At 43.2% G+C, this 26,980-nt stretch carries 18 protein-coding genes; 6 read left to right on the top strand and 12 right to left on the bottom strand.

Translation table 11 applies throughout. The annotated features are described in order from the left end of the window. The first annotated feature begins 14 nt into the window (after positions 1-14). Both RMY27_RS10910 and recF read left to right on the top strand, forming a co-directional pair. Positions 15-2,873: a cation-translocating P-type ATPase gene (locus RMY27_RS10910; RefSeq protein ID WP_322663190.1), complete on the top strand. Its 2,859-nt coding sequence runs from the start codon at positions 15-17 to the stop codon at positions 2,871-2,873. Positions 2,874-3,009: 136 nt separating this feature from the next. Further along, complete coding sequence (gene recF / locus RMY27_RS10905; protein WP_322663049.1) at positions 3,010-4,131, top strand: DNA replication/repair protein RecF; 1,122 nt, start codon at positions 3,010-3,012, stop codon at positions 4,129-4,131. A 48-nt stretch (positions 4,132-4,179) separates the two neighbouring features. Here the strand turns inward: recF and RMY27_RS10900 are convergent, their stop codons facing one another. Next, on the bottom strand, positions 4,180-4,650 hold the full coding sequence (locus RMY27_RS10900) for an MgtC/SapB family protein (protein ID WP_322663048.1): 471 nt from the start codon (positions 4,648-4,650) through the stop codon (positions 4,180-4,182). 675 nt (positions 4,651-5,325) lie between these two features. On the opposite strand from RMY27_RS10900, the gene RMY27_RS10895 reads away from it, so the two are divergent. After that, entirely contained in the window at positions 5,326-7,674 is a 2,349-nt protein-coding gene (locus RMY27_RS10895; protein WP_322663046.1) for a putative PEP-binding protein, read from the top strand. Between the two features lie 33 nt (positions 7,675-7,707). Here RMY27_RS10895 and RMY27_RS10890 read toward each other — a convergent pair whose 3' ends face one another. The 11 genes from RMY27_RS10890 to RMY27_RS10840 form a co-directional block, all read right to left on the bottom strand. Continuing rightward, positions 7,708-8,475, bottom strand: coding sequence for a hypothetical protein (locus tag RMY27_RS10890; RefSeq protein WP_322663043.1), 768 nt, complete (start codon positions 8,473-8,475; stop codon positions 7,708-7,710). Between the two features lie 60 nt (positions 8,476-8,535). Beyond that, the gene (locus tag RMY27_RS10885; RefSeq protein ID WP_322663041.1) at positions 8,536-10,116 is read right to left on the bottom strand and encodes an IS1182 family transposase; all 1,581 of its coding nucleotides are present in this window, start codon (positions 10,114-10,116) and stop codon (positions 8,536-8,538) included. 270 nt (positions 10,117-10,386) lie between these two features. Next, positions 10,387-11,559 carry a hypothetical protein gene (locus RMY27_RS10880; RefSeq protein WP_322663040.1) on the bottom strand — a complete coding sequence of 391 codons (1,173 nt, stop codon included), beginning with the start codon at positions 11,557-11,559 and terminating at the stop codon, positions 10,387-10,389. A gap of 234 nt (positions 11,560-11,793) precedes the next feature. Next, complete coding sequence (locus tag RMY27_RS10875) at positions 11,794-12,450, bottom strand: DUF1361 domain-containing protein (RefSeq protein WP_322663037.1); 657 nt, start codon at positions 12,448-12,450, stop codon at positions 11,794-11,796. 220 nt (positions 12,451-12,670) lie between these two features. Further along, complete coding sequence (locus RMY27_RS10870; RefSeq protein ID WP_322663035.1) at positions 12,671-12,859, bottom strand: hypothetical protein; 189 nt, start codon at positions 12,857-12,859, stop codon at positions 12,671-12,673. 271 nt (positions 12,860-13,130) lie between these two features. Next, a complete protein-coding gene (locus tag RMY27_RS10865) occupies positions 13,131-14,339 on the bottom strand; it encodes a hypothetical protein (RefSeq protein WP_322663032.1) in 1,209 nt (402 codons plus the stop codon). A gap of 150 nt (positions 14,340-14,489) precedes the next feature. After that, positions 14,490-16,352: an iron uptake porin gene (locus tag RMY27_RS10860; protein WP_322663031.1), complete on the bottom strand. Its 1,863-nt coding sequence runs from the start codon at positions 16,350-16,352 to the stop codon at positions 14,490-14,492. Positions 16,353-16,692: 340 nt separating this feature from the next. Continuing rightward, positions 16,693-17,169 carry a hypothetical protein gene (locus RMY27_RS10855; protein ID WP_322663029.1) on the bottom strand — a complete coding sequence of 159 codons (477 nt, stop codon included), beginning with the start codon at positions 17,167-17,169 and terminating at the stop codon, positions 16,693-16,695. A gap of 190 nt (positions 17,170-17,359) precedes the next feature. Continuing rightward, on the bottom strand, positions 17,360-18,124 hold the full coding sequence (locus tag RMY27_RS10850) for an ABC transporter ATP-binding protein (RefSeq protein WP_322663027.1): 765 nt from the start codon (positions 18,122-18,124) through the stop codon (positions 17,360-17,362). 92 nt (positions 18,125-18,216) lie between these two features. Continuing rightward, positions 18,217-18,870: an energy-coupling factor transporter transmembrane protein EcfT gene (locus RMY27_RS10845; protein WP_322663025.1), complete on the bottom strand. Its 654-nt coding sequence runs from the start codon at positions 18,868-18,870 to the stop codon at positions 18,217-18,219. Next, positions 18,863-19,786: an energy-coupling factor ABC transporter permease gene (locus RMY27_RS10840; RefSeq protein ID WP_322663023.1), complete on the bottom strand. Its 924-nt coding sequence runs from the start codon at positions 19,784-19,786 to the stop codon at positions 18,863-18,865. Before RMY27_RS10840 ends, RMY27_RS10845 begins: the two co-directional genes overlap by 8 nt. Before the next feature lie 927 nt (positions 19,787-20,713). Here RMY27_RS10840 and RMY27_RS10835 point away from each other — a divergent pair. The 3 genes from RMY27_RS10835 to RMY27_RS10825 all read left to right on the top strand — a co-directional run bounded on the left by RMY27_RS10835 (position 20,714) and on the right by RMY27_RS10825 (position 26,955). After that, entirely contained in the window at positions 20,714-21,952 is a 1,239-nt protein-coding gene (locus RMY27_RS10835; RefSeq protein ID WP_322663021.1) for a glycosyltransferase family 2 protein, read from the top strand. Positions 21,953-22,054: 102 nt separating this feature from the next. Beyond that, complete coding sequence (locus RMY27_RS10830) at positions 22,055-24,049, top strand: phospholipid carrier-dependent glycosyltransferase (RefSeq protein ID WP_322663019.1); 1,995 nt, start codon at positions 22,055-22,057, stop codon at positions 24,047-24,049. Between the two features lie 377 nt (positions 24,050-24,426). Then, positions 24,427-26,955, top strand: a complete 2,529-nt coding sequence (locus RMY27_RS10825) for a mannose-1-phosphate guanyltransferase (RefSeq protein ID WP_322663017.1) — start codon at positions 24,427-24,429, stop codon at positions 26,953-26,955. Positions 26,956-26,980: the final 25 nt, after the last annotated feature.

Raw genomic sequence — 26,980 nt, 5'->3', positions numbered from 1 at the left:
CTGTGACCTACACGATGTCTGCTAATTCTCTGCCTGAAGGTGCCGCCGTTTGGCATAGTTTAGAAGTTGATAAAGCGCTAGACCTGCTTGATAGTAATGCAGACAGTGGCTTAACACCCCAAGAAACTCAACAGAGATTGCAAAAATACGGCCCCAATGAACTTGAAGAAACTGCTGGCCGTAGTGCTTGGGAAATTCTGCTGGATCAGTTCAAGAACATTATGTTGTTGATGCTGATTGGCGTAGCTCTAATTTCTGGGTTTTTAGACCTGATGGCTTTGCGATCGGGCAGCTTGAAGCCCGGTGAAGTGCCATTTAAAGATACGATCGCTATCTTAGCAATTGTCATTCTCAATGGCATACTCGGTTACGTCCAAGAAAGCCGTGCTGAAAAAGCCTTGGCAGCACTGAAAAAAATGACCTCTCCCTTAGTGCGAGTCATTCGCGAGGGTAGACTGGTGGAGATAGCAGCCAAGGATTTAGTGCCAGGGGATGTAATGCTGCTGGAAGCTGGGATGCAGATAGCCGCAGATGGACGCTTGATCGAGCAGTCGAATTTACAAGTGCGTGAGTCGGCATTGACTGGTGAAGCCGAAGCGGTGAATAAACAGGCATCACTAAAATTGCCGGAGGACACATCATTAGGCGATCGCCTAAATGTCGTGTATCAAGGAACTGAAGTAGTTCAAGGACGCGGCAAAGTTCTGGTGACTAACACCGGCATGACTACAGAACTCGGAAAAATTGCCACCATGTTGCAGGCGGTGGAAAGTGAACCTACGCCGTTACAGCAACGAATGACTCAACTGGGTAACGTCCTAGTTACGGGTTCATTGATTCTCGTGGCGATCGTTGTCGTCGGCGGTGTGATCCAGGCAAGAGGCTTTAGCAACATCCAAGAACTCTTGGAAGTTTCCTTGAGTATGGCGGTTGCTGTAGTGCCAGAAGGTTTACCTGCTGTAATTACCGTCACCTTGGCGCTGGGAACCCAGCGAATGGTGCGCCAAAATGCTTTGATTCGTAAACTGCCCGCAGTGGAAACTTTGGGTTCTGTAACCACAATTTGTTCTGATAAAACCGGCACGCTGACGCAAAATAAAATGGTCGTGCAATCGGTTTTCACCAATAACAAAACTTTTCGCGTTACCGGCCAAGGTTATACTCCCACAGGGGACTTTCAGTTAAATGATCGAAAAATTTCCCTAGAGGAATCTCCAGAAATCTTAGCGTTGTCTGTTGCCTGTGCTGTTTGTAATGATTCAGTGTTGCAAAAAGAACAAGGTGAATGGGCAATTTTGGGAGATCCGACAGAGGGCGCATTAGTCACTCTGGCGGGAAAAGCTGGAATCGAAAAAGACCAGTGGAACAGTAAGTTACCTCGCGTTGCCGAGTTTCCCTTCTCTTCGGAACGCAAGCGGATGAGCGTGATTTCTCAGGTGGAGGGAGTCGCCACAGGTGAAGCGTCTTCGAGAGATGTTGACCCGGCGATCGCTGGCTTGATCCAATCTGAACCTTACTTAATGTTTACCAAAGGTTCTCCAGAGTTAATCTTGGCACGTTCCACTCAGATTCATTTGGGCAATCACTCAGCCCCCTTGACCGAAGCACAACGCCAAAACATTTTGACAGAAAATGACCAAATGGCGAGTAAAGGTTTGCGGGTGTTAGGTTTTGCCTACAAACCTCTGGCAGAAATCCCACCGGAAGGTTCGGATGAAGCATCTGAGCAAGGCTTAGTATGGCTGGGATTGGTGGGAATGTTAGATGCGCCACGACCAGAAGTAAGGGCAGCTGTGCAAGAATGCCGAGAAGCCGGAATTCGCCCAGTGATGATTACTGGCGACCACCAATTAACGGCACGAGCGATCGCTACCGATTTGGGAATTGCCCAAGAAGGCGATCGTGTCCTCACAGGTCAAGAATTGCAACGGATGACTGACCAGGAATTAGAGCAAAACGTTGACCTGGTGAGCATCTATGCCAGAGTTTCCCCAGAACACAAACTGCGAATTGTCCAAGCACTGCAACGCCGGGGCCGATTTGTGGCGATGACAGGCGATGGTGTGAACGATGCCCCAGCCCTCAAACAAGCCGATATCGGTATTGCAATGGGCATTACTGGCACTGATGTCAGTAAAGAAGCCAGTGACATGGTGTTACTTGATGACAATTTTGCTACCATTGTCAGCGCCACTAAGGAAGGTAGAGTTGTTTACACCAATATTCGCCGCTTTATTAAATACATTCTGGGCAGTAACATCGGTGAAGTTATCACCATTGCAGCTGCACCCCTAATTGGTTTAGGAGGCGTTCCCCTTACCCCCTTGCAAATTCTCTGGATGAATTTGGTGACAGACGGTTTACCAGCTTTGGCATTAGCTGTGGAACCTCCAGAACCAGATGTAATGAAACGTCCGCCTTTTAGCCCCCGCGAAAGTATTTTCGCTAGGGGATTGGGTTCTTACATGATTCGCATTGGGATCATCTTTGCCATTATCAGCATTGCCTTAATGTGGTGGGCTTATCAACATACCCATGCTGCTGGGTATCAAGGAAATCGGGATGCTTGGAAGACAATGGTATTCACTACCTTGTGTCTTGCCCAAATGGGTCATGCGATCGCCATTCGCTCTAACAACCGACTGGCCATCGAGATGAATCCCTTCTCTAATATATTTGTACTAGCGGCTGTTGTCGTCACCACGATTTTGCAACTAATGCTAGTTTACGTTCCACCCCTGCGAGATTTCTTTGGTACTCACTACCTGAATATGCAAGAATTGGGGGTTTGTATAGGCTTTAGCGCCTTAATGTTTGTGTGGATTGAAGCAGAGAAGATATTTTTGCGGATTATGGGCAAGAAGGCCGTTTGAAAAAGTGAGGAGTTGGGAGTTAGGAGTTAGGAGTTAGGAGTTATGAGTTGAAGAACATTTTGCATTCACAACTCAAAACTTAAAATTCCTCACTCCTCACTTATAATTTCTAACTCCTCACTCCTAACTTTTCGTTATGTACCTAAAAACTCTAAACCTCCGACAATTTCGCAATTATCAAGACCAAAATGTTGAGTTTACTGCTGCCAAAACAATTTTGGTAGGTAATAATGCTCAGGGAAAGTCAAATTTGTTGGAGGCGGTGGAGTTGCTGGCAACATTGCGATCGCACCGAATGACCCGCGATCGCGATTTAGTTCAAGAAGGGGAAGCCATAGCCCAAATTGATGCCACCCTTGAGCGACAAACAGGTGTTAGTGACTTGACCTTAACTTTGCGCCGCAATGGTCGCCGTAGTGTTGCTCTCAATGGCGAATCTATCCGCCGTCAAATGGATTTTCTCGGCGTTCTGAATGCAGTCCAATTTTCCAGCTTGGATTTAGAACTAGTACGTGGCGGCCCGGAAGGTCGCCGCAACTGGTTAGATACACTATTAATTCAACTGGAACCAGTTTATGCTCACATTTTGCAGCAGTATAATCATGTGTTACGCCAGCGCAATGCCTTTTTAAAAAAAACTCAAGACTCAGCACTGGATACAGAGTACTCAGAACTAGCGGTGTGGGATGCACAGTTAGCGACCACAGGAACTAGAGTAATTAGACGACGCGATCGCGCCATCCAAAGATTAGCTCCCATTGCGACCACCTGGCACGGCAGTATTAGCGGTAGTACAGAAGTTCTACAAATTAAGTACGTGCCGAATATTCCATTAGAGGATAACCATCCAGAAGAAGTACAGCAAGCTTTTTTAGCAAAAATTCAGCAGCGAGCCGTTGCTGAAATGCACCAAGGCACGACTCTTGTCGGCCCGCATCGAGACGAAATAGAATTAACTATTAACCAGACACCCGCACGCCAATATGGTTCTCAAGGTCAACAACGAACGCTGGTTTTAGCCTTAAAATTAGCCGAATTACAATTAATTGAAGAAGTCGTCAAAGAGCCACCATTACTATTACTGGATGATGTTCTTGCCGAACTAGATTTATCCCGCCAAAATCAATTGCTTGATGCCATTCAAGACCGCTTTCAAACCCTGATTACTACCACTCACTTAGGTTCTTTTGATTCCCAATGGTTGAAGTCCTCCCAAATTCTTTTGGTGAAAGCAGGGGAATTAACAATTAAAAATTAATTTAAAGACATTTTCATCCGGGGATTTATAGCGTCCATCTGTATACCTCTACTCTGATTTTTTGTGATGTTTTTCTAACCTTTTAAAAACATTGAGAACCAAAAAAGTCACGATAGCACTGATTAATCCTAACTGCCATAAACCACAGCCAGCAGCAATTCCCAATGCAGACGAAACCCAAATAGCCGCTGCTGAGGTGAGTCCGTGAATTTCAAGTTGCTGTGATTCTTGGGAAGATTGACGCACAATTTCTCCAGCACCGAGAAATCCTACACCTGCTGCAATCCCTTGAATCACACGGCTAAGTGCATCAGGGCTATTTTGTAGTCCCTCTGTTTGCATGATTATCAAGGTAAATAAGGCTGAACCTAAACTCACTAGCATGTGAGTTCTTAAACCCGCTGGTTTGCGCCTAATTTGACGTTCTAAGCCGATGATTGCTCCAACCAGCAATGCAATACATAGCCGGAAGCTGATATTCAGCCAATCATTAGTTGCAAGGTAGTAAGTGTTTGACAATGTTTAGTCTGATATGGAGAATTCTATATACTGGGTTAAATCGTAATATTTTATAAAAATAGTACAAAACTATTCTAATGTTTTATTAATGGAGTTTAATCCAATGGGTGTAGTGCAATAGCCTATTTCGTATTTTGATTCTATCAATTTAGGAATGGTTTTGAAACTGAGAATTAATATTTTCCATTATTAGGATTGTTTTTCAATAAGATATTATTCTGGTCAATGAATGGAGATTTGCATTGATTTGCATTATGAAATTGTGGCAACGATCGCCCCGTGGCCGATTGCATAAATTTTCAGTTTACTAAATAGTTTTTTAGCTATTTAAAATGACTGAGCAACAAAATTATACCTTAAGTTGTTTAACCCATACACTCAATAATTAAATATGATACCACCATGTACAACTCGAGCAAATTAGCTATATAGCGTATTTCCAGTTACTTAAGTACACAACGATTCGTCTCAAAGCCAGATGTAAAGCCTGTTTTACTTCTAACTCCTGAATTATGAATTCTCCTGTATCCTGCTTCAAAACCCGTAACTTTGTAATTCATGCAAAAGAAAACTGCTGTCAGGCCTGAGTACTTTTTATTCAGAAGTCAGTGGATTAACCTGATAACATACCAAAAAGAAATGGCTGTGCCTACAAATAGACAACTAACAAATTGAGTGAATAAACTCTACTGGCTAGATCAAATTAAACTACAAGACCGTGCCAAAGTAGGTGACAAAGCCTTTTACTTGAGCAAAATTATCCAGCGTGGCTATCCGGTAATGCCTGGTTTTGTAGTTTCGACAGAAATTTTGCGGCAATTTCTCGAAAATCTCAATAGTTCAGAATCATTAGTAGCTGACTTACCCCATTCTTCGCTACACCTGGATGTCACTAATTGGCGTCAACTTCAGCAGGTGGCTAGTCGCTTGCGCCAAGAAATTCTGACTGCGACTGTAACCCAGGAGTGGGTGAGTCCAATTTTCCAAGCCGCTAGAGAATGGCAAACTAGCTGTTTGATTCTTCGACCTTCCTTGGCAGTATCAACTGCTACGCCAGGTATAAACAACAATATATCGGGTTTACTAGAGTCGGTATTTTGCCGATGTGAACCGGAAGCGATCGCACTGGCTCTAAAGCGTACCTGGAGTCAAATATTTCGGGCCCGGAGTCTATTATATTGGCAGCACTTAGGAATTAATCTGCAACAAATTAATCTCGCAGTTTTGGTGCAACCTGTTGAAAATGCGATCGCCAGTGGTTCGCTCACAACCAATGCCTCTGGCTGGGAAATTGAAGCTACTTTGGGATTAGGAATTGCGATCGCTCTTGGCGAAGTACAGCCAGATGTTTACTACATTCAACCGGGAAGTGGGGTTGTGCTTGAGCAACAACTGGGCAATAAAATGCTGGCTTATGGCGTTGATGATGCAGCCTCTGGAGTTTTTTTGCAACCCATGCCGAACTCAGCGTTAACACCAGATCATACCTGTCTGATTACCTATATGCTTCCAGAAGCACAACAAAAACAGTACTCTTTACAAGAAGAATACTTACAACAAATAATTGCTCTGGGAACTCAACTGATAAGCGAACTAGGTAAAACCTTTACCATTAAATGGACTATCACTCAACAAACGACATCTGGCAAGCTCTACATAACACAAGTGAGTCCTTCAAAATTAATTTCCCACACACACTTCATGAAGGGACTAGGAGCAGCAGGGGGACGTGTTGTAGCTACCGCGTTGGTAATTATTAATCCGCAACAGAAACCCGAACAACTACCTAAAGGAGTAATTTTAGTAGTACCAACGATCACACCTGATTGGTTGCCATTATTGCAACAAGTTGGTGGTATTATCACAGAACAAGGGGGATTAACCAGTCACGCGGCAATTCTAGCTAGAGAATTAGGTATTACAGCAGTAGTAAATGCGACCTCTGCTACAACTTTAATCCAAACTGGCGAACGATTGCTGCTTGATGGCGACAGAGGAGAAGTTTATCGCATCAAAGGAGACTCAAAGGAGGAGATGGAGAAAGGAAAAGAAGAAAATCTTCTTTTTTCCCATCACTCCAACCCGAAAGCGCCTCATCCTGCTGTTACGTCTCATCTACCTATGATTGCTACCCAACTGCTGGTTAACTTGAGTCAATCCACTTTAATTGAACAAGTGCAAAACATGCCTGTGGATGGAGTGGGATTGTTGCGTTCCGAATTGATGGTACTAAATATATTGAACGGGCAACATCCTAATAGTTGGATTTTAAGTGGGCGTCAGGCAGAATTGTTAGAGCTATGGTCTGAGCAGATTATGCAATTTGCTCGTGCTTTTGCACCAAGACCAGTTTTTTATCGTTCTTTAGATTGGCGATCGCAAGATTTACCATCATTGCGTGATAGTTTAGAATCTTCGCCACAATCAATGTTAGGTGAACGCGGCACCTTTAGCTATTTACGAAATTCTGCCGTATTTGACTTGGAACTGCAAGCTTTGGCAAGTGTTCAGCAAGCTGGCTACAACAATGTCAATCTACTGTTGCCTTTTGTGCGAACTGTGGAAGAATTTGTCTTTTGCCGTCGCAAAGTTGAGCAAGCTCTTTTAACTGAGGTGTCACAGTTTCAATTGTGGATGATGGCAGAAGTGCCAAGCGTCTTGTTTTTACTACCAGAATATGTCAAAGCAGGCGCAGCCGGAATTTCTATTGGTACAAATGACCTGACCCAATTATTGCTAGGAGTGGATAGAGAACAAGGACAGCTAGCAAAAGTATTTAATGAGCGTCATCCGGCAGTTATGAGTGCGATCGCTCAACTGATCCAAATGGCTAAAAGTGCCGATATACCTTGCTCAATCTGCGGTCAAGCACCAGCCCTCTATCCAGAAATCATCGATAAGTTAGTGGAATGGGGTATTACTTCTATTTCTGTTGAACCGGAAGCAGTCGAGCGAACATATGAAGCGATCGCTCGTGCTGAACAACGCATAATTTTAGCAGCCGCACGTCGAAAACTTCATTAGTTAAAAGTTATGAATTAATTGCTCACTGCTAATTTATTTAATGTAGCCGGTTTCGCGCAAAAACTTTCGTAAATCGGCGAAGAATTTGGTGCAATCGCTTTTTTTATAAGCTTGTTGCACTCGCTTCCAACCATCCTGTCCTTGACCTAGCAGATATTTATCTGCCAAATAAGCTGCTAAAAAGCCCTTGCCATCATCGCCTTGTTGCCTTGCCTGGGTATAAGTTTGCCATAGCTCTGAGGCATGATTGGAGATTAATTTTGGATAGCGGCGGGTCACATCGACCATTTTACCTTGGCGATAACGCCAAATTTGAAGGGGATAGCCAGAAGCAGCATAAGCTGTAAAAGCATAGGCAAAGCGATCGTCTCGACTATCAAACTCTGGCAGTCCATCTTTGTCTACATCTTTAAGTTGATAGCCACCATTGCCCCATTCATGACGAATCTTAATATACTTTTGGGATTTATTGTCATAGCGATAAATCAATGAATAAGTACAACAGTGCGCTCCACCTGTATAGAAATCGGCAATTATTTCTGGTTCTTTGTTACCGTCCAAGTCTCGCACTGGTAAGTTATTTTCTTTTCCAGATATATTCCCCAGAGGTCTGTCATATTCATTTTCTTGCAGCTGTTTTTGATCCAAAACAGTTTTACCCGCTCGGATAATTTTCAACCGGACATTTTTATATTGATATTCCTCTGGCTTTTCGTAGGATATTTCTGCTCGCACATTCCCCGATTGCCCAGTTATTGTTTCTGCTGTTGCAGCCTGGGTAAATACAGCCGTTGCACTCAAAAGAGCTAAACCGATTAGAGATTGACTGATAAAGGAGCGACTAGAACACCGATTCAGTAATTACGATAAAGTAATAGACTGCTCAGTAGTGTGAGTAAAAATTTTGGCAAGGACATGAAGATTGTGAACAACGGCGATACGGCGAAGGTCAAAGAGATTTTTGCGAGAACCAACATAACGAGCTTGCTCCCCCTGCCATCGACCAATGTGAGATAAAGAATGCTCAACAGCAACACGTTCTCTGAGCTTGGCACGGCCAGCAGGAGTTAATTGGCGTTGTTTTAATTCTTGGAATAATGGTTCATCAGGATGAATCGAAACACTGCGTCCAGACTTAGAAGTAGTGCAGCGTTCTCTTAGTGGACAAGTTGTACAAATATTTTTGGGGAACTGAACTTTGCCACCAACGCTAAAAGGTAAAGTAACCCCATTTGGGCAGGAAATAGTCTGATTGTCCCAATCCAGGCTAAAAGCAGTTTTGGTAAACTTCTTACCGTTTCTTACTTGCCAAGCCTTACAGTAAATAGTCAGTTCATCGCTTCTGTTTTGAACCAAGGAACTACTGAGATAAGCACGGTCAATGTGTAACTCAACCAGATTTACTTGCTGGTGTTTCAAGTCAGTAGCAATTGCATCTGTCACAGATGCTTCAGGGACATTCGCTCTTGTGATTCCAACAGCGCGAACCAAACCGTTGTCTAAATCACGCAAGACATGACGCTTATAACCATCAAATCGTTGGCTTTTACTTTTACGCCCGTGCCTCATCTCTTCGTCTTCGATTGAAATACGTCGTTCCTTGGCAACCCCTTTGAGTAGTTTGATTTCACCATCAGCATCTACTTCCACATCCTGTGCTTCAATCAGCCTGGCGGTTGACAACGCTCTGCGAACTTGAGGATGTTCAACATTTTCAGGTTGTGCTTGTGCAAAAGTTTCAACTCGATCTATTGCATCCAGTACAATCCCCAAGGCCAAATTTTTCTCGTCTGGGTCATCCCAATTTAAATCTAAAGCCGCTTTCAAACTGGAACTGGCTACTATATCCACGCCAATATCGTTAGCTACCTCTACCAGCTCCCGCCCCTGCTGGCTAGCTATCACGCCAATCGCTTTTTTGAGCGCGTGACCCAATAAATTATATGTGTCTTCTACCTTTGATGCTCCCCACAACGGGCTGGAATCCAATGCTGCACGTAACTGTCTTGAACCAAAACCTTTCGTTTGCTCGGCTAATTCTACGGTTCTTTCAATCAGCCTACGGTCAAGTCCTTGGATAATCAGCGCACTGCGAAATCTCACCAAAGTGGCCTGCGAAAAAGGTGCCTTTTCGCAATCTATGCAATCGAGTACCAGTTGCCAACGTCTGTCCATAACCAACGCTTCAATTGCTTCTGCTTCTGTTGCCCCTGTATATGCTTGCAAGATGGTTGCTAACGCCAACTGTGCTGGTGGTACTGGTGGTTGCCCTTTGGCAGAATCTGCATACAGCTTGCTCAGTTCTTGTTGAAATTCCTCATCAAATAATTGATGGCGATATTGCCGTAAGAACGTAAACAGCTTTGCTCGTTTAATTCGCTTGACAATACTTTGCTCTAATGCCGATAGCTCTATCGGCGGTTGCCATATCTGGGGTCGCATACGTAAATTCACTGTTGGTAATGCACATTTATTACCTGAATTTACAACAATTTTAGTTATGCCTCTCCTTGAGACTTTATTAAATCTCCCTCCAAGCTTGTTTATTGCTATAAGTGTTGTCTAGTAAGCGTTTTCTCTATTTTATCTTCCATTATTTACTTCATTCTGGGTTGATTTTTCTTTTCTTCTGCGATTACTGAATCGGTGTTCTAGTAATCATCAATGGTGTTGTATATAGCAGATTCAACTTTATACAACACCATCAAAATGTCAATATCGGTAAATTGCCGCAACGGCTGTGCTATATGGAATCTCTTCAAAAGGAACAGCGTAAACCGTGCCACCGTTTAATAAAGTATGAGCAGCCACAAAATCCAACAAATCCTCATCACCAGCTTCTTTTTCTGGGTGCAAATAAACCGTTTCTGAGGTTGGATCGAATAAACCCCATTGTTGCTGACCAACTGCAACTAGTAATGAATCCACGCGTTGGTAATAAGCTGCTGAGATAACTTCTTGGAGGTTGTTAGATGCTTTACCAGTATCACCACCAAACAATTCGTGAAATTGCTCCAAAACTGCTTGCTGTGACTTTTGGAAATCAGCCTCAACAATCGGCCAAGCTTGGTCATGTAACTCTTGGGCACTGAGAATTTCTGGATTACCAGTGATAGCTTCATCCATTAAATGCTGGTAAGTATTTGCCTGTCTATACACAGGCAAGAGATACTCTACCCCAGCCAGCACCAAAGGCGCTTTTTGCAATTTCAGTTTCTCGTATAATGCGCGATCAACAATTTGAAAGAATTGGAGGATGTCTTCTTGGCGTCTATCCCTGTCAGGGCTTCCCTGTCCGTGAAACGTACCTGGTTGCTGAAAAGAATTGGAGGTTCCCCCTTTCGATGTTGCGATGCGAAACTGACCTTCTTTAGCGGTATCATCTCTTTGCAGAGCTTCATCTAGACTTTTAGGCAGATTTTCTACTTCTACCTCTTTGACGTTGTAGCGTGTTCCTTCAAAGAACCTAACATCTTGTTGGCTCAAAGCCAGGATATAGAAGCGACCATTGCCATTTAAAATTGGTAGCAGTGGTTTGATGTGAAAGCGGTCTGTAACCACAACCAACTCTTGAAAATCAATTGGCAGGGGATAATAGCGAAAAATATTGTCAGAAATAAAAATCGCCAGCCCTTGCTCTCCTATTTGCTCCCAAAACTCTTGGGTATCAATTTCCTGGGATTTTTCTAACAATGCGATCGCATCTTTCTCCTCCAAACCCGCATCAATTAAACGAGCCTCTGCTTCTTTGACCAAATTTTTAAAGCGAATTGGATCTTGTCGCACTTCTGGCCCGGCTGGGTGCGTTGGCATATAAATGGAAACACAATTTCCTTTTGGCTGTTCTATTAATGTCTTGATTTCCTCTTTAGAGATTAATTGCATATTATATCCTTCCTATCAACATGACTAGATACACCACATCAGAGCAGACCATCGATATTCAACGATCTGATAGGACGTTATTCTCAGGTGATGGCGGTTGAAGTTCAACCGTTTGCTTCTGAGTTTATTTCACCTCAAGGAAGGTTTAGTTGCATCTTTCTTTTGATAGGCAATATTCATTAAGGGAATTACTAATTAAAACCCCAAATTTCAAAGCTGAAATCGGCACGTCGATCAAATGTTTGGCGTATTAGAGTTGGTGCGTCCTGAGTTCATCCCTATTCTGCTATTTGATTGGCTAAGACCTAAAGTTACTCGTTTCATAATCCAGTACAAACTTGCAAGTACCACAAAGGTGATAGCAATAATCACCAAGGGCTGTTTTCCCAGAATTTCTTCTACTCCCTTGGTAAGTAAGGCATCGGGTTGAGTAATAAAATCCCAACTGTTGAAACGTAAAAATCTCCCCCAATAAACACCAACAGCACAGAGCAAATGTGTAATCGTCTCAACGCGCCAAATCCATTGGCTCTTGCCGATGCGATGTAAGTAGTGACCCCAATTAATTAACGATATTACATAAGCTTCAAATCCACTTAAAATTACTAGCAAATACAGAGGAATAAGTACTAAAGTAATCATCCACACCGATTGAATCGTGCGGATATCATCTATCAAGTGAATTACATCGGTCAACAAATATGGTGCATTTGGTAAGAAAGCATAGAAAACTAAGAATCCTAGCCACCAAAGCCAAGTGCCACCGCGCCTCATGCGAAATAGCCAGACACTCAAAGCCAAAGGTATAAAAGCCAGAAACAAATTCCAAGTCATCCAACTCATATTAATTTGCAAGACCTGCACGACTCTGGCTATCAATTCTTCTTTCATAGGTGCTTACTCGGAAGATGTTTGATTGATCTAGATTTACTCTGTAGTGTTAGTGTTAACTTTAGCGATTAAGTTTTTGTAGCCTACAAGAAAATTAATTTCCTCCAACATCAGACAAGATTTTTATCTCAGTGAAAAGTAAATACATACTGATATATGTCCAAAATTTAGAGTTTTTGTGTATTTTATGCTGGAGGATGAAATTTATCAATCAATTGGCTTAAGTCACTAGTATAGCCAGAAAATCATCAGGGTAAAACACACTACCGAAAGGTAGTCTGACTAACAAAAACGCCGCAAATAACTGATGGTGGGCTTTTTTAATTGCAATGTATGCTCCTGCGTTAACTATTATATTGATTTCATTTTGCCCTGGTAGAGTTCCAGAAGTACCTAAAGTTTTTGTCATGCTTAGGGGCAGGCGAGACGCCATAGGTGTCAATTTAACGTGGAACCCGCTTGGTGAGAACGTTTTGCCCTCACCCCCAGCCCCTCTCCCTTGGGGAGAGGGGAGCTAGACATTCATTCCCCTTCTCCCAAGGGAGAAGGGGTTAGGGGATGAGGGGATGAGGGATGTGCAAAACGCTTGTCCGATATAGTTTTCGGCTTAAGTTTACACCAATGGCAAGACGTTCACCCTACAAGAACTCGTTGGATATTTTTTATTGGAAAGTCTGTAACTAACGCAGTAGCACTCGACTACGGGGGCCGATCGCTTGTTTGGGTGAAGTGGGCATTGTACAACTCTTGGCAGAATCCAGTGAACAAGCAACTTGAGCAAGGGTTGCAGGGTTGACAACTATTTGATTGACCTCTAGGGAATTACCGCTACTGAATTCCATATTAGGTGTAGTAGAAAGTGATGGAGAATTAGATCCAGATGTATAGGTTGTAGGTGTTGAGGAAGCGATCGCACTACCACCACTAACTACAGGTGCAGGAGCGATCGCACTACCACCACTAACTACAGGTGCAGGAGCGATCGCACTACCACCACTAACTACAGATGCAGGAGCGATCGCACCACTACTAACTACAGGTATAGGGGCGATCGCACTACTATCAATTACTGATGGAGGAATGGGTGTACTACCACCGCTAATTACTGGTGGGGGAGTGGGTGTACTACCACTGCTAATTACTGGTGGGGGAGTGGGTGTACTAACACTACCGGTAGTTGGTGTAGGAGTTATGAGAGTTGCAGTTGCAGGTACTTTGATTTGTATTCTTGCCAGGGGTGCGTTAGTCATTTCCAAAGATGTTACCTTTGGCGAACCTGGGAGATCAGATTTGAAATCAAAGACTGTGGGGGTGGCGCTACCATTGCGATCGCTATATCGGACTCCATATCCACTCACTTCAAAAGTGCCCTGATACTGGTTTCCAGTGTTTGGATCGGTGACAGTACCAGTGTATAAGGCTTTTGTGAGATTAAATTCATCCTGAACTACTCCTTGAAATGTGGTTCCTGCCAATTGTCCTTGGTATTTATAGGGTGTCAACTCACCGCCAGAAAGAATTGGAGAAGTCAGAACGCCATTAAAGGAGACAATCGGAATGCCTTTAAAGTCAACAAAATAATGCAGACTACCATCAGAACGTGTTTGTACCTGCACATAGTCTGACTTGTATATAGGAACGTAATTAGGATTGTTCTTAGTTCCTAAGTTCCGCGAGTAAGTCCCTGTATCGTCTGTATCAATGCGAGTAGTGCTTTGATTGAAATTGGGATTATTTCTGGGGAGTTGGATAGTACCTGATAATGTGCCAGTGCTTTGAATTGTGATTTGAGCAGAAGCACTTGTTCCACCTAAACCGATGAAGACTGCGGCTAAACTGCTGCTGCTAACAAGAACACAACCCAACTGAACTGATGAATTTAATTTCATGAAAAATTTGCTCCTTTAATCACATATAAAAAAAATACGCGTATGTTTACGCATGACTTTTCCTTGCTCCTAATGGATCGTGAAAGCATCTAATACTGATAAATTCGGTATTATAATAGCGTATTTTATTACGTTTACATCAGTACAAAATTAAAACCGGAAACTTGCTCTTAATGTCCCAACGATTAATGCATCGTTAGCGGCATTGTGATCGGGATTGAAAATAACGAATAAGCCTGGAGTCAAGGCGATATTGTCGCTCAGTTGGGCGCGGTAAAAAACTTCTACGTGAATTGATGTGTCACTACGTCCACCTGCTGTCCCCCCATCAGAAAAGTTGGGAAAATTGAAGCCGTCGGGTAAAGTACTGGAAGTAATTTTGGGCGGTTGTCCAACGAGAACGCCTCCTAAATTCCCAGGACGCAACAAATTAGGAAAAGCCGCGAACACCATCCAGTTAGTAGTTTCTACACTTCCAGAAAGGTTAGATGGTTTGGAGGAAGTAAAGCCACCCCAACCGCCCAAATGCAAGTTAGGGTTAATTCGCCAAGCAACGGTAGCGCCAATGGCTTGGGTATCGAAAGCTGTAGGATCTGCAAAAGGTGAAATCAGTTGAGAATCGCCACTACCACCTCCCAGTAAGCCATCTGGGGAGTGGGAATAAAGATAATGTACGCCGACATCGATATTATTTGTGGGTGCTAAACTTAACTGAGCGCCAGCAGTATATCTACCGCCAAATAGTCCGCCCTGCTTGGTGTCGCTAGGAAAATTGGGTATTTCTGCACTATAAACGCCTTGCAAACTAATGCGATCGCTAATCTGCCAGTCAAAGCCTATACCACCACTGCCGTTACCAATACTTAAAATCGGGTTGCGCTGACCAAATAGAGAAATTGCACCATCGCTAGAACCTTCTAAAGGGCTAATACCGCGAAAGGTGTTAATCGGGTTGACTCCCGCCGTACCTACAACAATTCCCAAGTTCTCCGAGGCCAGAAATCGATAAGATAAGTCACTAACAACTAGATTGTTGTCTGTATTTGACTCGAAACCCAAGCGCCCCATATTGGTAGATAACAACGATGCATTAGAACCCAAATTACCCGCAGCCAGACCTGTTAGTAGCAAATCTCGCCCTGTAAATGAAGTTGCTAAGGTTAGTTGGGCGCTACTTGTAAAAGTCAGATTAGTTTTTCCCTGGCGTTCAGGTACTCCATCTCTAGGAAACAAATCGACATCGGGGCTATTGGTTCCTTGAACGCTAAAAATGGCTTGACCAAATAATCTGGTTGTTGTGGAAAACCGATTTCCTTGTAATTCACTAGTCTGCTTTTCCACAACTTCGACGCGCTGCTGTAATTGCTGCAACTCTGATTTGAACTCGCCTTGCAACCTTTGCAGCAAGATTAAATCTTCATTATTAACAGTATTAATTTTATTGTTAGCTATCGCATCGTTAATCTTCTCCAAACAAGCATTTAAACCAGCCGCAAATTCATAACGGTTGATGCTACGATTCCCCAGATAAGTCCCATCAGCGTATCCCGCAATGCAGCCATAGCGTTCTACTAAAGACTGCAAAGCACCAAAAGCCCAGTCGGAGGGTTGCACATCCTGGAGTTGCGATACTGAGGTGACTTGAGACATTTGGTTGTCTGAGTCTGGGGGATGAAGAGATTGAGAAAATTCTTCTGTGTTTTCCTGGTTCTGTACAACTTCTGTTACAGGTTGAGTATCTTTTAATTCGGGTAAGTTAGGGGAACTGATGAATTGAATTTTTTCTCTACTTTTTCTAAGTATATTCTCGTACTTATTTTTTATAGCTGACGAGGTGGTTATATCTGGTTGCACGAATTCAGGTGGTGTAATTTCAGCAGGTGAGACAACTTGAGATAAATTATCCTGTGTTGACTGCTGCACCGGATTTTCTGGCAGAATTACGGACTTTTCTGGTAAATTGACCGCAGATATTGGCACTGTTGTCAGCACACTCGCCATCAGTAGACTCATATCACTCCTGGTATTTCATTTGACTTGCACCAATACTTCTTTTGACAGATAAAGTTGGTGTATATCAGGAAAATTTTTGAAAAAAAAGTGATAAAAGTTACCCTGAATCAGAGTGTTAAGGGAAAGCAGGGGAGCAGAGGGGCAGGAAATGAGGGGACAAGGAGACAAGAAGATAAACAAAACTCCTAACTATTAACTCTTAACTCTTAACTCCTAACTCCTAACTCAGCACTCAGCACTCAGCACTCAGCATTCAGCACTCAGCACTCAGCACTCAGCACTCAGCACTCAGCACTCAGCACTCAGCACTCCTAACGCCCAATGCCCCAGACAGGATAGATTATTCTGGCTCGCTACAATACTTATTCATCTGATTCACTAATGTATCTGACTGTTTGCCAAGAGTTGTAGCTGTCGTCAGTGCTGAATCAATTTCGGCTCTAGCCTTTTGGATTTTTGCTCTTCCAGATTCTGAGGCTTGTGCTGTCTTGGTTGCACCAAGCGCTTTACCTGCTTTGGCGATCGCTTGACTAAGATTTTGAAAAATCTTCACAAAACCGCTTTGAAATTCTTTCAGCTTCGGATCTTTTAGCTTCAGTTCTCCAATGGATTTAGTCACAAAGTCTAAATCTTTAGATAGCTGTATGCTAGTTATCACTTGCGTTCCTTTACTTTTATCAATTAGAGAAGTTCCAGCATTCACAACTCGAATCAGTCGCTGGCACTGGGAAACTTTATTGTCACTGCAACTAGCAACTAACAAAGCAATACTTAGGCTCACAGGAGCAAGAACAGTATATTTACGTAAAACAGACATTAACACCCCAACAGCAATTCAACCCACAATATAGTATCCAATATTACGGGGAAATGGGAGGATTGGGCAGAAGAGGCAGGGGGGCAGGGGGAGCAGGGGAAAAGGTTAAAGGTTAAAGGGAAAAGGAATAAATTTAATCTTTCCCCTTTTCCCCTTACCCCTTTCCCTTTCCCCATGCCCAATGCCCAAATCACCAATCTATCGGCAAACCCAACTGGTCTAAAGTAGTACCATCTTGTAACAGTGCTTGAATATCGCTGTCTATTTGAATACGACCACCAGACAGTACCAAAGCGCGTTGAGTAACTCTGCCTAACCAATTTAGATCGTGGGAAGCAATTAAAATCGCTTGCACGGGTAACTTTAATAATACTTGCCCCAAATGACGACGCCATGCTGGATCGAGACCGTTAGTCGGCTCATCCAAAATTAGAATTGTTGGTTCTAGGGCTAAAATCGAGGCTAGGGCGGCTAGGCGTCTTTGTCCACCAGAAAGTTCGTGGGCGGAACGATTGGCGTAGGCTTCTAGACCAAAATCAGCTAATAACTGGCGGGCGCGATCGCTAGCCTCTGCTGCTGACATCCCATAGTTACGTGGCCCAAAGGTAATATCTTCTAAGATAGTCGGCATAAATAGTTGGTCGTTGGCATCTTGGAAGCTAAAGCCAATTTGACGACGCACTTGGGGTAAAGTTTGCGGTTCTACAGGGATGCCATTAATGGTAATTTTTCCTGTTTGTGGTTGTTTTAAGCCGATTAAGTTCTCCAACAAGGTGCTTTTTCCAGAACCTGTTGCTCCCATCAATGCAACGCGATCGCCTTTGTTCAAGGTAAAAGATATTTCCTGTAATACTGGCTCCTGGCGAGAATATGAATACACCAGGTTCTCAACCTCGACTACAGCTGCATGGGGGTTATGGGTTGATAATTGGGGATTAGAAGTTAATGATTTCAAAATTTACAAACTCAATATGTAAGGGAGTAGAGAGGCGATTAATTGCGTCTTAGGTAGAGACACAATTAGTCGCGTCTCTAGTAGGGAGTGGGTTAAATTTTGTAAGAAGTTAGGGTTACACTAGCAGCGATCGCCCAAGCTAGTAACAGGGCAAAACGTTCTTTTGGTCTAAGGGTAGAATCTATGGGTAATTGTCCGTTGTAACCACGAGCTACCATTGCCGCATAGACTCGCTCTGCCCGATCTAGACTACGGAGATACAAAGCTCCAATCATGGCTGCACTGGCATAGCGCAACCATCCCGTAGTTCCATTCAGACCGCGTAGTTGGGCGCTGCGCCGCATTCGCGTTACTTCTGAGAGCAAAATTTCCATATATTGCCCAGCTAATAACAAGTTTTCCTTTAAAGGTGCTGGTACTGGTAAGGTTTTCAGGGCAATGCCGAAACTGTGGGGCGGTAAGGTTAACAAAAAACTATTCATCGTCACCAGACAAACTAGCGAACGAACTAGCAAAAAACTGGCTCGTTCCCATCCCAAGGGCAATGCTAGCAATGATAAAAAAATCAATTCTGTGCCGAGTAATCCTCCCAATTGGCGAATTGGTACGCGCAAGAAGCAAGCCCATAAAATTGCGATCGCGCCATATACACTTAGTCCATACCAGGCATGATGCTTTAATAAAGCTGCTCCCACCACAATCACTAGAGACAGTTGCAAGCGTAGCGGTAAGGAAAGTTTAAGCATTCTTCGGCTTCACTACCTTGGCAATTCCAAAGGCAACAGCAAAGCAAACCGCAGCTCCCACCAGTCCAGCGATACTAGTGCCAATTGGCCCCAAACCCTCAATTCCATAGTCAGCTAAGGGAGTCGGCACAATTATCCGTACTTTCTCTGCTAAGTCAATGAAGCCAGTATTTTCGGCAACTTTCTCCAAACCATCGGGCCATGCTGAAGCAAAGAGTGACAACACTCCCGCAATCAAGAAAATACTGACGATGGGCACTGACCAACCGCGAAACTCGTGCTGTTCGCCTGGTAACAAATCTGGTCGAGCGGTGGCCAGATAAGTCAGCACACCCCCAGTAATCATTCCTTCGCCAATACCAATCAAAATATGCACACCAGTCATGGCTGGTAAAACTATGGCTACCGGTGCAGTTCCTGAGAGGGCTAATTCAATGGCACAAGCGATCGCAGCTACCACTACACTTACACCCGCTGCTATACCAGCAGCCAAAGGTAAGCGCCCTTTAGATCCGCCAAACAACCGTTGCAAGGTTTCGGTTAAAACCCAGCCTACCCAAACACCAATCACTCCCATATTCAAAATATTTGCTCCCAAGGCAGTAATACCACCATCAGCAAATAACACAGCTTGAATAATTAAAACTGTGGCGATACACAAGGTTCCTGCCCAAGGACTGCCCAAAACGATCGCAGCTAAGGTTCCCCCTAACAAGTGACCACTAGTACCTCCTGCTACTGGAAAATTGATCATCTGGGCAGCAAAAATGAAGGCAGTGGTTAGTCCCAATATCGGGGCACGACGAATACCAAAAGCTTCTTGCGATCGCCCGAAGGCAATAAACAGTGCTGCCGCACTCGCTAAACCAGTAGCTCCAGCCACCGGAATAGAAACAAATCCATCAGGAATATGCATGATCTACCCTGTATTTTTAGAGGTTCATTTACTCAAAACAAGCAATAAAACTACGCCATCATTTTAATAACAAACAAAATTTTTCTCTTTTTTGCAATGCCCTATTGGGGGATTTTATAATGTTACTTTTGACATATTTTCAATCCAGTGTCTACTAAATAGTATACTTATTTAGTAACATATTAATTTTTGTTAATCTTAATTTTTTATACTGCTAAATCTTGACAAATCTTCCAAAACGGGACTGTACATATCTAGTCTCATTTGGTTCATCAAATTACTCCTAAAAACAAGTAATAAAGAAACATTCACTGCCTCTTACCCTTATGGAGTAATTCGTTTTTTCAAAAATAAAATAGAAATTTCTAGCTCTTTTACAGTTAAGAAGTAGCTAGAAGTATTTCTCAAAATAATAGTTTTATTTTTTTGTTTTGTAGTGTTTAACTAATTCAATCCTTGTTGCATTAAAAAAATAAGTTTTTACGCGTGTAACAAGCTTATGTAATCAGCATTTGCACTTTATTCTTAACCTTGCTGTAAAAACAATAATCTATAAGCACATTAACAAAATTTCCGATACTCTATATTAGATTAATATTCCCTGTAGTATCATTAAAAAATTATAAAGATATGCTGAATAAACTGTATATTTGCTGACTTAGTTTACTTAAAAGTACAGGACATTTTGCTAAAAAATACGTAATTTTCCGTATAATATCATAAAAACAAGGGGTAAGATGTGAAATTTAGATGAAATTTAGGAAAATAGTGGGAATCAAAGTGCGGAAATTACTAAACTTTCAGGGCAACTAACTGTAACGAAAGGATTCCTCAACTTTTGAGTAACTAGGTTCGGTCAATAAAGTTACCAGATGTTTGATTCTATTTTCCACAGACTTTACACACCCTCGTTTTGCAATTTGGAATATGAAAACAAACTCATCGAACTCGCTGTTAACAGTATCAACTGGGCCACTAAAGATTTCAGAGTTGCCCCCCAACCCCGCGGGTACAGATGATAATTCTATTCATCTTTCTCTAGTAATTCCTACTTATAAAGAGCGCGACAACATCAAGAATGTAGTCAGCATATTGAGTCAATTACTGGATGAATCTATTACAGGAAACTATGAACTAATAGTAGTAGATGATGATAGCCCAGACCGAACCTGGGAGATAGCGCAATCTTTGATGACAGAATACCCCCAGTTGCGGGTGATGCGACGCCAACACGAACGGGGACTGTCCTCAGCAGTAATTCGTGGGTGGCAAGCAGCTAGGGGGAGTGTGTTGGGGGTGATTGATGGAGATTTACAGCATCCACCAGAGATACTAATACAACTGTTGCGTAATATTGAGCAAGGAGCAGACTTGGCAGTTGCTAGCCGTCATGTAGAAGGAGGCGGTGTTAGTAGCTGGAGTTTTGTTAGGCGTTTCTTGTCTCGTGGCGCTCAGTTGTTAGGCTTGGTGATCTTACCGGGGGTATTGGGCAGAGTTTCTGACCCGATGAGTGGTTATTTTATGGTGCGCCGGAGTGCGATCGCAGGTGCAACACTCAATCCAGTTGGATATAAAATTCTCCTAGAAGTCATTGGTCGCGGAAAAGTAGACCAAGTTGCCGAGGTTGGGTATGTGTTTTGCGAACGCAAAGAGGGCGAGAGTAAAGTGACATGGAAGCAATATATAGATTACATCCACCATTTAGTGCGATTGCGGCTTTCCACTGGGCAAGTAGGACGATTGAGTAGAAAAGTCAATTTTCCTGTCGGTCGATTTGTCCGTTTTGGGTTTGTTGGCTTTAGTGGTGTGTTTGTGGATTTAACGGTGTTTCACTTGCTGCGTACTGTAATTCATTTAGGTTTAACTCGCAGTACGATTCTTTCGGCCGGAGTGGCAATTGTAAATAATTTCTTATGGAATGATGTATGGACTTTTAGTGATATTTCTCAGGGTCAACGTGCTTTGCATCAACGTTTCAAGCGATTCTTAAAGTTCAGCGCGGTCTGTTTAGCAGGAGTTATATTACAAGCTTTAATAATTAACTTTCTCTATAATGTCTTGGAAATAAATCAGTATTTAGCTAAGTTGATCGCGATCGCAGTTGCTACCATCTGGAATTTCTGGATTAATTTGAAACTTAGCTGGCGCGTCACAGACGTGAAATAATCACAACGAGGGATTTGAGCTTTAGATTTTTGTTTTTAGATTTTAGAACGAACTTAAATCTCAAACGTCAAATCTACAAATCCATGAGTGTGAGGCCCAGCAATGAGAGTTATTTTCCAAGGTGCATTTTATTTTTACAAACAAATTATCTCGTTGCTACCTGCATCTGCTAACCATTTCCTGCATCTGGCAGATAAAAACTCTGGCTCACAACGCAAGCATTGGCATAATTGGCATCGCCTTCCTCCTTCCTGGGTTCATCTCTTGCTGATCTTAATCTGGTTCATCGTCGGCATCAGCTTGCGCCTCACCAACTTGACTGCAAAGCCTCCTTGGACTGATGAGTTTGCCACCTTGGTGTTTAGCTTGGGGAATACTTTTTTATCAGTTCCCCTCGATCAAGCGATCGCACCTGATATCCTATTACAACCACTGCAACCAAACCCAGCGGCTAGTATTGGTGATGTTATTCATAACTTAGCTACACAAGATAGTCATCCACCACTGTATTTTGTGCTGGCTTACCTGTGGATGAAATTATTTCCTAGCGATGGAGGATTAATATCGCTGTTTGGGGCGCGATTACTACCAGCGATAATCGGCGCTGCCTCCATCCCGTGTGTTTACGTGTTAGGTAGAGTCGCGTTTCGTTCGTCATTAGTAGGACACTTGACTGCTGCCATGATGGCAGTATCACCTTATGGCGTATTTTTAGCACAAGAAGCGCGTCATTACACTTTAGCAATCTTATGGGTAATTGGTTCGCTCACCTGCTTAGTAACTGCCACACGTCATATTCAAAACCGCACACCTTTACCTATATGGATAGCGCTTTTCTGGATAGGAATTAATGCTTTAGGTATTGCTACTCATTATTTTTTCACCCTTACCCTTTGCACAGAAGCTGTAGTTTTGATTTGTCTGGCTTTGTTTCAATTGCAAACTAGTAGTTCGCCAAGTGAACTTGGCAGGGTAAAGGATAAGGGCGAAAGGGGAAAGGTTTTAAATCCTTTCCCCTTTCCCCTTTCCCCTTTCCCCAGCCCTCACCCAGCATTTTTGGGTTGGCAGACTACTAGCAGCAAATTTTTTCTCCTCTTTTCTCCTCCCTGGCGACGCATCTATGCCGTTGCTATAGGTACTTGTGTGGCAGGTTTAATTTGGATACCAACCTGGCTAGAGAATGAAAATCGTGGTGCTTTGACCGAGTGGATTCGAGGTTCGCGCGTTGGACTAGATTGGTTAAGCCCCATTTTTCAAGCTTTAGGAACATTGATTGCAATGATTTCCCTATTACCAGTCGAATCTTCTCAAGCTTTGGTTGTGATTCCTTCTGGAGTGGTGATGCTGACTTTCTTTATTTGGGCAGTACCAATTTTGCTGCGTGGGATTAAAATTCAACTACAGCACCCAAAAAGTCGAATGATGATTCAGGTGCTTGCGGGAGTAGTTATCAGTGCGATCGCTTTATTCTTTATCTTTACGTACTTTTTGGGTATTGACCTAACTAGGGGTGCTAGATATAACTTTGTTTACTTTCCCGCGATCGTTGTTTTACTAGGCACAAGTCTCGCAGTTTGTTGGCATCCTCCCCAAGAATGGATGGAAACAGAGCAAGGGAAAAATGGGATAACAAGCATAGGTAAATGGGGAATAAACGGGAAAAAAGCCGTAATGTTAATTTGGTTAATGGGATTTTTCAGTGCAGTTACAGTAATCTGCAATCTCGGCTATCAAAAATATTATCGCCCTGACCTGTTTGTGCAACTAATTCAACAAACATCCCCAACACCAGTACTGATTGCCACCACCCACAAAACTTATGTACACACTGGCGAAATGATGGGAGTTGCTAGGGAGATTAAACTTGCCAATTCACTCCAAAATCCCCTGTTTCTCCTTGCTCATCAAAACCAAGATCCGAATGCTTCCACCATTGCTCTAGAAAATACTTTAAAAAAATTACCACGACCTTTTGACTTGTGGCTGGTAAACTTTCACGCACCCGTAGCAGAAACCGTGAAAACATGCGCTATATCTGATACTAAATCAATGCCTAGCGTAGACGGCTACGAATATGAACTTTATCATTGCCAATAAGCTGGGAACTGGGGGAAAGAGGGCAGGGGAAGTAGGGGAAGTAGGGGAAGTAGGGGAGCAGGGGAGCAGGGGAGCAGGGGAGCAAGTATTTCCTTTCTGCCCCTATCCCCTCTGCCCCTCTGCCTCTTTCCCATGCCCCATACCCAATCTAGTACAGCGCGGCAAAAATCAAGCTACCATTTTAAAACTTGCAAAAGCCTTGTACAAAACTTTTGACTTTTGACTTTTAACTTTTAACTTTTGACTTCCGCCTTGCGGTAATGCATCTTGTGGAAGTTCCTCAAATATCAATATCCATAGGAGACTAGAGAAAGAAGAACAAAATATATCTGACACGTTTTCAAGCAGCGAAAGCTGTAACTAATTAAGGAGGATTTATGCGTGCAGTACTGATGGCAGGGGGTTCGGGAACGCGTCTTCGCCCGTTAACTTGCGATCTGCCCAAACCGATGGTGCCGATTCTAAATCGACCAATTGCCGAACATATTATCAATCTCCTCAAACGACATCAAATTACAGAAGTTATTGCAACATTGCATTATTTACCTGATGTCTTGCGAGACTACTTTCAAGATGGCAGCGATTTTGGTGTCCAGATGACTTATGCTGTCGAAGAAGATCAGCCTTTGGGTACAGCAGGCTGTGTAAAAAATATTGCCGAACTTCTTGATGAAACCTTTTTAGTCATTAGCGGTGATAGCATAACAGATTTTGACCTGACGGGGGCGATCGCATTTCACAAACAAAATAAGTCAAAAGCTACTTTGATTTTAACCAGAGTTCCCAACCCGATTGAGTTTGGGGTGGTGATTACCGATGAGGAAAGACGAATTCGGCGATTTTTAGAAAAACCCTCTAGTAGTGAAATTTTTTCCGATACCGTCAACACTGGCACTTACATTCTCGAACCAGAAGTTTTAGAATATCTGCCAGCAAACATTGAATGTGACTTTTCCAAAGACTTATTCCCCTTACTATTAGCAAAAGATGAGCCAATGTATGGTTACATCGCTCAGGGTTACTGGTGTGATGTCGGTCACTTAGATGCCTATCGTGAGGCTCAATATGATGCCTTAGATCGGAAAGTGCAATTAGATTTTGCCTACAAAGAGGTTTCTCATGAGTTATGGGTAGGCCAAAATACTTACATCGACCAGACGGCTGTGATTGAAACCCCAGCAGTGATTGGTGATAATTGCCGCATCGGTGCAAGAGTACAAATTGAGGCCGGAACTGTAATTGGAGATAATGTCACTATTGGCGCTGATGCCAATCTCAAACGTCCCATAGTGTGGAATGGGGCATTTGTTGGCGATGAAGCACATCTTTCTGCCTGTGTAATTTCCCGTGGCACTCGTGTAGACCGCCGCGCCCATGTGTTAGAAGCTGCTGTTGTGGGTTCGCTTTCCACGGTGGGAGAAGAAGCCCAAATTAGCCCCGGCGTGCGCGTTTGGCCCAGCAAAAAGATTGAGTCAGGGGCAGTTTTAAACATTAACTTGATTTGGGGGAACACCGCCCAACGAAATTTATTCGGTCAACGTGGTGTTCAAGGATTAGCTAATATCGACATCACCCCAGAATTCGCGGTGAAATTGGGAGCTGCTTACGGTTCTACTTTGAAACCTGGTTCTAAGGTAACGGTTTCCCGTGACCAGCGTAATGTTTCTCGGATGGTGACGCGATCGCTGATTGCTGGTTTAATGTCTGTAGGTATTGATATTCAAAATCTTGATGCCACAGCTATCCCCATTGCCCGCACAGTTATACCCACAATGTCGGTAGCTGGTGGTATCCATGTGCGGGTACATCCCGATCGCCCTGACTACATTTTGATTGAATTCATGGATACCAAGGGCATTAATATCACCAAAGCCCTAGAAAAGAAAATTGAAGGGGCTTACTTTAAGGAAGATATGCGGCGGGCGCTAATTCATGAAATTGGCGATGTATCTTATCCTAGCCAAGTCATGGATCGCTACTGCACTGCTTTTGAGAAACTGTTGCATGTTCATACACTCCGCAACAGTCGCGCCAAGGTAGTGATTGATTATGTTTATGCGGTATCGGGGGCAGTTTTACCCCAAATGTTGGATAAATTTGGTGCTGATGCAGTCGTACTGAATGCCAGTGTCAATAAAACGGCGATGTCAATCACTGACAGAGAAGGACTGCTGACTCAGTTAGGTCATGTAGTGGAAGCATTAAAAGCTAACTTTGGAGTGCAAGTATCCGCTAATGGAGAACAACTAATTTTAGTTGATGAATCAGGCTACCCAATTCGCGGGGAAATGTTAACAGCACTGATGGTAGACATGATATTAACGGCTAACCCCAGAGGAACGGTAGTAGTGCCAGTTCATGCTTCCAGCGCTATTGAACAAGTCGCCCGTCGCCACGATGGTAGAGTGATTCGCACCAAAGCCAACCCCACAGCTTTAATGGAAGCTTGTCAAAAGAATCCGAATGTGGTGTTAGGAGGTAGTGGAGATACTGGTTTTATTTTCCCGCAACTGCATCCGGGATTTGATTCCATGTTCTGCATTGCGAAGATAATTGAGATGTTGACTATCCAGGAGCGATCGCTTGCTGCTGCGCGGTCAGAATTGCCCCGTGTAATTCACAAAAGTTATACAATTCGCTGCCCGTGGACAGCTAAGGGTGCTTTAATGCGTTACTTGGTGGAAACTCACCCAGCCCAAAACCTAGAACTCATCGATGGAGTGAAAATTTGTCAACCCTACGATGATAGTTGGCTGTTAGTTTTACCAGATGCTAGCGAACCATTGGTGCATTTGTATGCCAATAGCAACGATCGCGAATGGGTAGATGAGACTGTGAGAAACTACCGCACCCGTGTTCAGTCGTTTGTGGAAAGACAACAAGAATATCAACCAGCCGAAGTTTAATTCGTAATGGGCTACGCTAACATAA

It is taken from the genome of Nostoc sp. DedQUE09, from assembly GCF_034530915.1.
Taxonomy (GTDB): Bacteria; Cyanobacteriota; Cyanobacteriia; order Cyanobacteriales; family Nostocaceae; genus Nostoc.
Note: the sequence above shows the minus strand (reverse complement) of the source record. Positions and strands in the feature narration are given on the sequence as shown.